The sequence below is a fragment of the uncultured Agrococcus sp. genome (genome assembly GCF_945915485.1).
Taxonomy (GTDB): Bacteria; Actinomycetota; Actinomycetes; order Actinomycetales; family Microbacteriaceae; genus Agrococcus.
Genome location: NZ_CAMEFJ010000088.1, coordinates 1 through 10,185, shown reverse-complemented (window position 1 = coordinate 10,185; position 10,185 = coordinate 1). Strand labels below are relative to the sequence as shown.

Here is a 10,185-nt window from a genome sequence, read left to right as displayed (position 1 = left end):
AGCGCCTGGCCGCTCCACATCGTGAGGAAGTTTCCGTCGCGCCAGAGCGAGCTGTTTCCCCTGACGTTTCCCCGCAGGAACTCGCTCTGACGCGACGCATCTGCCTCATCGGTCGTAGGTTGAGCAGCACCGGAGGACATCACACCCGCTTCGAGATGCTCGTGGTGGTCACCACCTTCTGGTTGAGACATGTCAATCAGTCTGTACAACTGGTTGAGGTTTGTCAATCGCTCTCGCTAGAATGCCTCTATGAGCACGGAGCAGGAGCGGATGCGGGCACTGAGTTCACCACTGCGTCTACGTGTGCTGCGCCTCTGCCAGGAGCCGCGCACGAACAAGGAGCTCGCTGAGCTGCTGGGCACCAATCCCGGCACCATGCTGCATCACGTGCGTACGCTCGTCCGCACCGGGTTCCTTGAGCAGGAGGCTGAGCGTGCGGGGACGCAAGGCGCCAGGGAGGTGCCCTACCGCGCAACGGGGCTGTCCTGGAATACGCCGATGCCCCGTGAGTCACGCGTGCTGTTCGAAGTCTTCACGCAGCAGGTCGCCGATCTCCGTCCAGATGACCTCCTGAACACGACCTGGTTGGGGCTTCGCCTCAACCGAGAGCATCGAGAGGAGCTTCAGCAGCGCCTGCACGATCTCGCGGAGGAGTTCAAACAGCGCGGGCCGGATCCCGATGGCGAGCCCTACTCGCTGTTCACCGCTTTCCATCCGGATAGGACCTCGCCTTCGGGTCAGATCTAGCGCTCACATTCAGGTTTCAATGCGAATCCGCTTCGCTTCCCGGGCTGACGAGACCGGACTCGTAGCCGATCACAACGAGTTGTGCACGATCCCGCGCGTGCAGTTTGGCAAGCAGTCTGCTGACGTACGTCCTCGCCGTCGCAGGGCTCAGGTGCAAGCTCTTTCCGACCTCTGCATTCGAAGCTCCTCTCGCAACTCGTTCGAGCACCTCCCGTTCCCGCTCCGTCAGGCCATCCAGCAGTTCCGGCCGCACCGTCCTATCGATGCGTTCGCCGAGGTGACCGAGCACTTTCTTGGTGATCGACGGCGACAGCAGCGACTCCCCTGCCACGACGACGCGTAGCCCCTCGCGAAGCTCATGCGGAGCAATGTCCTTGAGCAGATAGCCGGCAGCGCCGGCCCGGATCGCGGCGAGCACGTTCTCGTCTTCGTCGAACGTCGTGAGGACGACCACGCGGACATGCGCGAGCTTCGGGTCCTGCACGATGAGTTCGGTCGCTCCGATCCCATCGAGCCGCGGCATCCGAATGTCCATGAGTACAACGTCGGGCCGGTGCTGACGAACAAGTTCGGCTCCGGCCCGCCCGTCCGCAGCCTCCGCAACAACGCGGATGTCCTCGTCGCGTTCGACGATCGATCGAAGACCGGTCCTCACGAGCTCCTGATCGTCGACGAGAACAACCGTGATCATGATGTCAGCCTCGTCGGCATCGTGACTTTCACGGTGAATCCCTCCCCCTGTGCTGTGACCGTTTCGAGTGTCCCACCGAGCAATCGAACCCGTTCGGCCATCCCGGTGATACCGAATCCGCTTTGCTGTTCGGGGCCCGCTCCCACCCCATCGTCCATGATCAACATGCGGACGAGGCCATCAGCGTTGTCGATCTCGACGGCCACTCGCTTCGCGCGCGCGTGACGAAGCGTGTTGGTGATCGACTCTTGGACGACGCGATAGGCAGCAACGTCGACCGTCGGTGAGAGCTCTGCGGCCTCGATCGCAATTCGAGATTGGACTTCGAGGCCGGCGGCACGCGCTTCCTCGAGCACTGCTTCGATGTCTTCGAGAGAGTGCACGTGACGACTGTCGTCTTCACCGGCACGAAGCAGCCGAACCAGTGATCGGAGCTCCGCGAGTGACGAGTTGCTCTGCTGTCGGATGTGTTCGAAGGCGTCCGCAGCGGCCCCGTCGTCTCGGCCTACGGATTCCCCTCCGGCTCCGGCATGCAGTGAGATGACCGAAAGGGAATGGCCGACCGAATCATGCAGTTCGCGGGAAATCTGTTCCCGCTCGCTCTGCACCCGCAGTTCCGCTGCACGCTCTGCCTGCTCTCGCGTAAGTCGCGTGATCTGGCGCTGTTGCCGAACGCTGATGCGTCGGGATCGAACACCGAAGCCGAGGGCGATAGCAGCGGCGATCAGCCCAAGATTGACGACCGAATCGAGGCCGAGTAGGTACCCGAGAGGCTGCGGGTCATCACGAATTCTAAAGAAGAGCGAAACCGCGAACACGAATCCGCCCGCAGCGATCGACCATCGAGTGCGCCCTGCTTCCGCGGCGGAGAAGAGTGCTGCCGTGACGGGCAACGCGACCCCGATGGCTGGAAACTCCAGAATGTAATAGACGAACACGCCCAGAATACTGACGGTCAGCACCGTGAGCGGGAACCGCCTGCGGAGCAGGAGAATAGCCCCGAAGCCCGTAGAGAAAGCGTACGCAAGCAGACTCGGTGCCTCTCCCGCATCCGCTTGCGACAGCGCGATGACAATGCCGAGAACAACAGCAACACCGCCGGCGATGAGCGTATCAATGGCCCACGAAGCCAGTCGTTCTTCCTCCTGCTGCGAAGTCACACGACAAGTCTAGGCAGCGCACTCGAGTCGGTCACGCTCCGAAAGTCGGCTCACCTGTCGCCTTTCGACGTAGTCGCGATCCGTGCCGGGACGACTGCCATCACGCACTGGGGAGGATGCCTCGAGCCAGGCATCTCCCTACTCTCGACAGCATGATGACCACACGAACTCTGCACTGGCCCCTCATCGTGGGGCTCGCGATCCTGGCTCTCGTCCGACCGCTGACCCGCATCGTCGCAGAGCAGGCAGGGACCGAGCTGCTACCCGGCGTGCCGATCCTGCTGACGATTCTCGTCTCCGCGGCTTGGATATCGATCGTCGGGTTCAGCCGTAACGAGTCGCCTCTGCTCACGCTGTCGTTCGCCGGAACCGCCTACGCGATTTTCGCGATTGCCCTGAGCGGGATCCTCTCCCCCGTCCTGAACGGAGAACTGCAGGGCCCGCTCGCCAATCCAATCGCGATCGTACCCATGCTGTTGCTCAACGCTGCATGGGGTCTCGCGGCGGGTGCACTGGCCATGCTGGTTCAACACCTGCGCAGCCCGCGGGGCCGAGAGCAACAGGAAGCTACTCCCCCGGCGACCTGAGCCACCTCCTCAACCGGGCGTCACCGATCGAGACACGAGAGGCCCGGCAGTTCCGAAGGCACGATTCCAGCGCAGCAACGGCGCCGAAGAAGTGCCGAGACTCGCATCCACGACCTCTCCGACGACAAGCGTCTGGTCGTGGACCGGCGTCACGCTGCTCGTGCGACAGGTGAATGCCGCGAGGGCATCCGGCAGCCACAGCCCTCCCGAGGAGGACGCCTCTGCGCCGGCAGCTCCGAGCGCCATCAGGCGCTCTTCGCGCGACGAGTCGCGCGTCAATTCCTCGACGAGACCGCGATGAGCGGTCGCCAGCACCGAGAGTGTCCAGGACGCGCCGGAAGCCATGGACGGAAGCGCGTCTCGGCCCGAACCGACCGAGACCGCCAGCGCGAACGGGTCCACCGAGGCGGTCATGACCGATGCCGCGATGAAGAATCGGTCGTGATCGCCGTCCCGGACACCCACGAGCGTGAGCCCACTGCCATAGCGCGAGAACGCCTCGTAGACCTCCTCGTTCGCTTCCATACCCACTACGGCAGCAGCTGCGACGACCGCGCCGTCGCGAGACGAGTCGCGACGTCCTCCCAGTCGACGATGTTCCAGAACGCCTTGACGTAGTCGGGCTTCACGTTCTGATAGTCGAGATAGAAGGCGTGCTCCCACATGTCGAGCATGAGCAGCGGCACCGTCGCAACGGGCGCCCCATTCTGCTGGTCGTAGAACTGCTCGATGACAAGGCTGCTGCCAACCGGTTCGTACGCGAGCATGGCCCAGCCAGAACCCTGAATCGTGAGGGCGGCCTGAGTGAACTGCTGTTGGAACTTCTCGAAATCACCGAAGTATTCGTCGATCGCGCCGGCGACTTCGCCCTCGGGTCGGCCCTGGCCATTCGGCGTCAGGTTCTTCCAGAAGATCGAGTGATTGACATGACCGCCGAGATTGAACTGCAGGTCTTTGAGCAGCTTCGGCGTCGTGCTGAAGTCCCCGTTCTCGCGAGCCTCCGCAAGCTTCTCCTTCGCCGTGTTCAGCCCCGTCACATAGGTGTTGTGGTGCTTCGAGTGGTGCAGTTCCATGATTCGCCCGGAAATGTGCGGCTCGAGTGCGCCATAGTCATAGCCCAGCTCCGGCAGTGTGTATTCGCTCATCGGTGCGGTGTCCTTTCACAGGTTCGTGGTCCGTTTCCTTACGGAGGCGTCCCGCCTGCTCTGCGCGGGCCGGTGACCCCAACTTCCACATTAGAACTTCAAGTGCTCTTTACGTCAACCCGATTGCGATGCGGAGTATTCCGCCCTACAATCGTCGTCTACGAACCCTCGTCGTACTCGAGACGTCTCGGGCCTGCGCCGAGCTCACCAAGAGCATCACCGGGGTTGAGCAATCCGCACGCCTTCATCGACAGACAGCCGCAGCCGATACATCCGGTCAGTTCGTGCTCCAACCGTTCCAAGCTACGCCGGCGCTCCTGCAACTTGCCTTTCCATGCGCGCGAAGCCTTCTGCCATTCCTCGTGACTGGGCCTTCGTTCCATGGGTACTCCTCGGAAAGCCTCCTCGACATCCGAAAGCGGTATCCCCAAGCGTTTCGCGACTGCGATCAACGAGACACGCCGCAGCATGTGCCGTGGATAGCGACGCTGGTTCCCCGCCGTACGAACAGAGCCCACAAGCCCCAGTTCCTCGTAGTACCGCAGCGCTGACGGGGCTACTCCCGAACGGCTGCTCAGCTCCCCGATCGTCAGGAGCGTGTCGGCATCCTCGAGGTCTTCGTTCGAAGTGCTCGGGGCGTCCATACTTCGACTGTACTTGATGATAGGGGTAGCGAATCTGCGTATTCAGCGCGCGTTCTTGAGCCGGCGCCACGCGGCGATCATGTCATCGATGTCGATCATGGGCGCAACGACAGGGATCGGCAGCGTGAGGTCCGGATGCAGGCGGTCGCGCTTGACGCGAGCGTTAAAGTCCTCGAGTCTCGCCCTGACCGCTTCTTCATCGTGCTCGTCCAGCAGTGACTCGGGAAATCGACTCGCCTCCCTGCGCAGCGCCAGCACCCCGGGAGCGCCGACCTCAGCGATCCCCTCGAGATTCTCCGATTCGATCTTTCTGGTTATCCACCAGTTGGGGTTGTTCGACCCCTGCAGGTTGAGAGGCTTTCCGGATCCCGGGAGGTTATCGAATTCACCGCGTTCCATGGCCTCGCGAATCTGACGGTCGGCCATATTCCATTCCATGCTACCCATGGTCGAGTCCCTCTTCGCCGTTGTAATCGAGTCCGCGTCGTTGTCTGCTCGCCGCTGGCTCAGTCGTCGCACTCGGCAACGACCGACCCCAGTTCGGCGACGATTGTCCCCGAATCAAGGCGGCCGACTGCAGTGACGAGATTGAGTCCGGATTCGGCCTGTGATTCATACCCGGGCAAAACGTATCCGTTGGCACCGCCGAACAGCGCACCGACGCTGCCCACCATGTGCCACGCCGGTTCCTGACCGATGCTTCCCCATGTATGGGGTTCACCGTGCTCCTCCATCACGTATTCGGCCAGAGCGCACGCATAGGCGCCTTGCCCTCCCTGGGAAACATCAGCTTGCCCATCCGTGTCGACACCCTCGCATGCCGAGATCATCTGGTTGAGCCCGTCTTCGATTGCGGCTCCGTCGATGGTCATGATGCCCTGGATCACCACGACCCCGCTCTCCGAGAGTTCGGGATAATCGGGCAACGTGTACCCGCCAACAGCACCGACCAGACTCGCTGCGGCTGCCAGCTCCGATGCGCCGGGATCGGCGTCCTCACCGACGAAGGACACCCACCCGCCTACGTCGCCGCGTTCCTCACTGACGTGCGCAACAAGGGCGCATGCGAAGTGGACCTGTCCTTCGGGCGATACATCCGGTGAGTCCGCCGTACCGGGAAGGAACACGCACCCGGACGCACCCGTCAGCGTCAACAAGCCGATGGCAGTTCCTGCTGCCAACGTTCGCAAGCGCAATCTCATCGATTCTCCGGCGCTCGATCGCGTACGCATCCGCTTTCTCCAATCGCACATGAGTCAATGCTCGTCCGCAGTGTAGCGGGTCACGCTGACAGGTCTGCGGATCATCCAGGCATAGCGCGGATCGGACTGAGCGCCAGAACCGAAACCCGGAATTGAGGAAGAGACGCGACGGCACTGCCCGGCTCTCGCTCTGCCTCAGCAGCGCTGCTGAGAGCTACCCGTGTTCGTGCGCTTCCTGCGCTCCCGAAACAGACTCGGTCTACTCTCCTCTCCAGCCGAGCGCAGCTTCGATATCGTCTAGATTCGGAAGCCGATCACGAGCCGCGGCGAACGAAATCTCTCGCGGGTTCACGAACCCGGCCTCCCAGTAGGCACCGCACAACTGACACCGGTAGACATCGACCATGTACGTTTCAGCTGCTCCGAGTAGCTGAGGGACGTCCTCGCGACGCTCGGACCCGGCCCAGTAGCCACGGCAAACCGAACAGCCGTTATCCTCCCATCTTTCTGAGGAGTCGCGGAAGTGTCTTTTCGGCGGGCGCAGAGACATGCCTTTGAATCTACTGGAGAGCCCCGTGTCGCGTCCGAAGAGCGATCCAGGCGTGCCACTGGGGCACCAGACTGCGAATGCTCCTATTGCCTTCATCGTTCGAAAAGACGGTGAAAAGATGAGCCGTACTGTCATGCACGACCGTGCCTCCAGCCGCGACAGCTGCTGCACTGCGCTGCTCCGGAGCTTCCAACGACGCATAGACCTCGATGTGGAAAAGAGCGGGTAGCCCCGCTGAACTGCACGGAACATCACGACATGGGCAGTCAATCGCGATGCGTGTGGCCCAGTTCCAAGCCATGGTCGAGCGAGTATTCACCCGGGACGGCCTTGAGCCAGTGTTGCGAAAAGGTGTCATATCTCCTCGCATTGTTGACGGTGACTTCGATACTCCTGACACGATTGCTGACTTCTTCCGCGAGGCGGTTCGTTTCGCTGCTATGAGACGCGCCGGCAATGATCGCCTGAACACTCCTGCATTCGCCGCGTGGATTCGTGTTACCTTGTAGTGACTCTATAGACGCTTCTGGTCACTACAGGAAGTTGATCGATGCCCCGCCCGCGAATCCCGGAACGACGGACCCAGTTGCTAGCAGCCGCCCGTGCACTCGCTCTCGAACGAGGTTGGCCGTCAACCACAGTGGCTGACATCACGAGCAGGGTCGACGTCGGAAAAGGCGCCTTCTACCTCGAGTTCGAGAACAAGGCGGCAATACTCGACGTCCTCATCGCCGACGGCATGCGAGCCCTGAGCCGAGCCGTACATCGGAGAGTGATGGCAGCTCACGCCGCAATCGATCTACCGACCATCTACGAGTTCGCCATCGACGCGCTGCTGGATGATCCCCTCATGCGCGCGTTCTTTCTGGGCGATGCGAGCGTCCTCGGCGACCATGTCCAGTCCGTGCATGACGGCCGGTACAGACAGCGCTTCGATTGGTTGACCGAATACGTCACCGCCCTGCAGGAGGCCGGGGTCATTGCCGCACGAACTGATGCGCAGGTACTCTCGCAAATGCTCAGCGTGTTCACACTCGGACTTCTCAATGCGCCCGGAACCATCCAGGTAGACAGTGACGCACAGCTACGCCGAACGGTCGCTATGTTTGCCGACCTCGTCGGGAAAGGTCTCGCTACCAATCGCCCTGTCGACACCGAGGCCAGTCGGCGAGCACAGCTTGCCATGCTCGATCGACTCCAAAACCAGCTCGATGAACTGCGCACCAGCGGCTCGGGCGACCAGCCCCGGGAGAACCGATGACGGAATTCGATTCCCGAACCGACCTGAATGTGCTCGGCGGCCCCGTCCGCCTCTACAGGGCAGGCAGATCCGGGCCACCTGTCCTGCTGCTGCACGGCGCCATGCTCGACACCGCTCACGGAGTTTGGCACGACGTCGTCCCTGAACTCGCGAACAAACACCGGGTCTATGTGTTGGACCTGCCACGCCACGGCGACAGCCGGCCTTGGAAGGGCGTGCTCGGTGACGAGTTCTTCACCCGATTCATCCTCGAGCTGCTCAATCAGCTCGGCCTCACCAAAGTAGCGCTCGTGGGATTGTCGATGGGCGGCGGGATTGCGCACCGCTTCGCGCTTGCCCATCCCTCGCGCGTCAGCGCGCTTGTCGCTATCGAACCGGGAGGGGTGGAGCGGAAGCGCCCCTACCAGTTCCCGATCTGGGCGGTTCAGCGGCTCCCCCGGCTCCTGCGACTCAGCACCTGGTTGCTGGCACGCTCGGAGAAATACCTACGCTCCAGCATGAGCGGCCATCTGACCAAAGGCCCCGCCACGCCCGGTTTCGAACGGATCATAGCCTTGGCGATGCAAGAGGCTCGAAGGAAGCATCTGCACGGCGAGAAAGCCCTCGATGACTGGCAGATCGAGTCATTCGGCGCCTTCCGAATGCGGTATCACAGCACCCCGGTTCTCCACAGACTGACTTCGCCCGCCCTCTGGATAGTGGCGGGCCGTAGCAACGGAGCGATCGATCCCGCGGCGATCGCCGCAGCACACGATGCGACCCCGAACTCTCGGATAACCACCATCGCGGAAGCCGGGCACATCGTTCCGTACGACTGCCCCGACGAGCTCAATGAGGTCATCCGTGACTTCTTCACCGAGGTCTTCGAGGAATCATCTGAGCCATCAGCCGAGAACGCGATAGAGGAGAATCTCGAATGATCAGACACCGCACTGTAGAACTACCGGACGGCACTATCCACTACCGCACATTCGGTGGCGAAGGGCCTCCGGTTGTGTTGCTGCACGGCGGCGGCATCGACAACGGTGACTGGATGTGGCACCGACTCGCCAAGGATCTCGCTGTCGATCACCGCGTATTCGTGCCCGATCATCCCAAACACGGATTGAGCTGGCCGTGGCGCGGACGCGCGGACCAGCGCGGCCAGGAGGACATGCTGGCTGCGATGATGAACCATTGGGGCTTGACGTCCGCGACTCTCATCGGCCTATCGCTCGGGTCGGCGACTGCACTGGGCTACGCCCTCAGGCAGCCAGACAGGGTGGAGCGCCTGGTATTGACGTCGACCGGAGGACTACAGCAACGGCTGGAGAGCCATGAGCTCGCTTGGCTTTCGCTGCGCACTCCGCTGTCCTGGCTGATCAGCCGGAGCATGTCTGCGCAGTCCATGCGGAAGTGGGTGCGCACGAAAGTCCCGTTCGCCGACTATGTGCCGTCTACAGAAATCGACGCTCTCGCCGATCTCGCCGCCGAGGAGCTTCTCATCAAGCGCGCGAACCGTGGTCACATGTTCTGCGACTGGAATCGCTTCGAAACTGCTCCCCGCCACCATCGAGCGAACTTCATGAGCAGAATCCACAAGCTCACACAGCCGCTCTTATTCGTGCACGGCGAGAACGACTCGGCGGTTCCGCTGGAATACCCGAGGCAAGCAGCCGCGGCCGCGCCAAGAGGGCAATTGGCGGTGATCAGAGAAGCCGGTCATTTTGTGCCGGTCGAACGACCTATCGAATACGCGAAGACAGTTCGCGAATTCCTGACCGAGACACCTCCGGAGCGAACGGTACTCGACGACTGAACCATCGCACATCACCTGGCTCTTCACAATTGTGGGCCCAGATCGCTCGGGAGGACGCCGTGTGCGCCCGCCTCGCGAACGCCACCGCGCCGGACGCAGTGCGTCCTTTGGCGGCAGCGCCCGAACCCCTGCGGGATTCGAGCCACAGCAACCAGAGATGAGTTTGGGGACGACACCTGCGGCGCCGTCCCCAAACTCATTGTGGGCCCAGAGGGACTCGAACCCCCGACATCCACGGTGTAAACGTGGCGCTCTAACCAACTGAGCTATAGGCCCGAGAACACTCTAAACCACGAAACCAGCAACCGCGAACTCGAACAGGCAAACACTGCAGGCAAAACAACGAAGGGCCCAGATCACTCAGCCGCCGCCGTGTGCGGCGCCTTCGCGACCGTCACCC

General features: G+C 62.1%; 12 protein-coding genes, 1 tRNA gene and 1 pseudogene. 5 read left to right on the top strand and 9 right to left on the bottom strand.

Translation table 11 applies throughout. The features are described from left to right. Nucleotides 1–191, bottom strand: a pseudogene (locus tag Q0O95_RS11695) (hypothetical protein); the annotation flags it as partial. 58 nt (nt 192–249) lie between these two features. Between Q0O95_RS11695 and Q0O95_RS11690 the strand changes: the two are divergent. Further along, entirely contained in the window at nt 250–747 is a 498-nt protein-coding gene (locus Q0O95_RS11690; protein ID WP_293698815.1) for a winged helix-turn-helix domain-containing protein, read from the top strand. A 16-nt stretch (nt 748–763) separates the two neighbouring features. On the opposite strand, the gene Q0O95_RS11685 is transcribed toward Q0O95_RS11690, so the two are convergent. Then, nucleotides 764–1,438: a response regulator transcription factor gene (locus Q0O95_RS11685; RefSeq protein WP_293698812.1), complete on the bottom strand. Its 675-nt coding sequence runs from the start codon at nt 1,436–1,438 to the stop codon at nt 764–766. Then, nucleotides 1,435–2,598 (bottom strand): sensor histidine kinase, encoded by a 1,164-nt coding sequence (locus tag Q0O95_RS11680; RefSeq protein WP_293698809.1) that lies wholly within the window; start codon nt 2,596–2,598, stop codon nt 1,435–1,437. The genes Q0O95_RS11685 and Q0O95_RS11680 overlap by 4 nt, the downstream gene beginning before the upstream one ends. Before the next feature lie 152 nt (nt 2,599–2,750). Between Q0O95_RS11680 and Q0O95_RS11675 the strand changes: the two genes are divergently transcribed. Continuing rightward, nucleotides 2,751–3,185 (top strand): hypothetical protein, encoded by a 435-nt coding sequence (locus Q0O95_RS11675; RefSeq protein ID WP_293698806.1) that lies wholly within the window; start codon nt 2,751–2,753, stop codon nt 3,183–3,185. A 9-nt stretch (nt 3,186–3,194) separates the two neighbouring features. On the opposite strand, the gene Q0O95_RS11670 is transcribed toward Q0O95_RS11675, so the two are convergent. From Q0O95_RS11670 to Q0O95_RS11650, 5 genes are all read right to left on the bottom strand, one after another. After that, entirely contained in the window at nt 3,195–3,710 is a 516-nt protein-coding gene (locus tag Q0O95_RS11670; protein WP_293698804.1) for a flavin reductase family protein, read from the bottom strand. 5 nt (nt 3,711–3,715) lie between these two features. Further along, nucleotides 3,716–4,330, bottom strand: coding sequence for a superoxide dismutase (locus Q0O95_RS11665; RefSeq protein WP_293698801.1), 615 nt, complete (start codon nt 4,328–4,330; stop codon nt 3,716–3,718). A 158-nt stretch (nt 4,331–4,488) separates the two neighbouring features. Further along, nucleotides 4,489–4,974, bottom strand: a complete 486-nt coding sequence (soxR, locus tag Q0O95_RS11660) for a redox-sensitive transcriptional activator SoxR (protein ID WP_293698798.1) — start codon at nt 4,972–4,974, stop codon at nt 4,489–4,491. Between the two features lie 42 nt (nt 4,975–5,016). Continuing rightward, entirely contained in the window at nt 5,017–5,421 is a 405-nt protein-coding gene (locus Q0O95_RS11655; protein ID WP_293698796.1) for a DUF1992 domain-containing protein, read from the bottom strand. A 59-nt stretch (nt 5,422–5,480) separates the two neighbouring features. Then, nucleotides 5,481–6,176, bottom strand: a complete 696-nt coding sequence (locus Q0O95_RS11650) for a hypothetical protein (protein ID WP_293698793.1) — start codon at nt 6,174–6,176, stop codon at nt 5,481–5,483. Nucleotides 6,177–7,276: 1,100 nt separating this feature from the next. Here Q0O95_RS11650 and Q0O95_RS11645 point away from each other — a divergent pair. The 3 genes from Q0O95_RS11645 to Q0O95_RS11635 are packed head-to-tail and all read left to right on the top strand — an operon-like array spanning nt 7,277 to nt 9,785. Next, the gene (locus tag Q0O95_RS11645; RefSeq protein WP_293698790.1) at nt 7,277–7,987 is read left to right on the top strand and encodes a TetR/AcrR family transcriptional regulator; all 711 of its coding nucleotides are present in this window, start codon (nt 7,277–7,279) and stop codon (nt 7,985–7,987) included. Further along, entirely contained in the window at nt 7,984–8,907 is a 924-nt protein-coding gene (locus tag Q0O95_RS11640; protein ID WP_293698787.1) for an alpha/beta hydrolase, read from the top strand. The genes Q0O95_RS11645 and Q0O95_RS11640 overlap by 4 nt, the downstream gene beginning before the upstream one ends. Further along, nucleotides 8,904–9,785 carry an alpha/beta hydrolase gene (locus Q0O95_RS11635; protein ID WP_293698784.1) on the top strand — a complete coding sequence of 294 codons (882 nt, stop codon included), beginning with the start codon at nt 8,904–8,906 and terminating at the stop codon, nt 9,783–9,785. Before Q0O95_RS11640 ends, Q0O95_RS11635 begins: the two co-directional genes overlap by 4 nt. Before the next feature lie 202 nt (nt 9,786–9,987). On the opposite strand, the gene Q0O95_RS11630 is transcribed toward Q0O95_RS11635, so the two are convergent. Further along, nucleotides 9,988–10,061, bottom strand: a tRNA-Val gene (locus Q0O95_RS11630). Between the last annotated feature and the right edge of the window lie 124 nt (nt 10,062–10,185).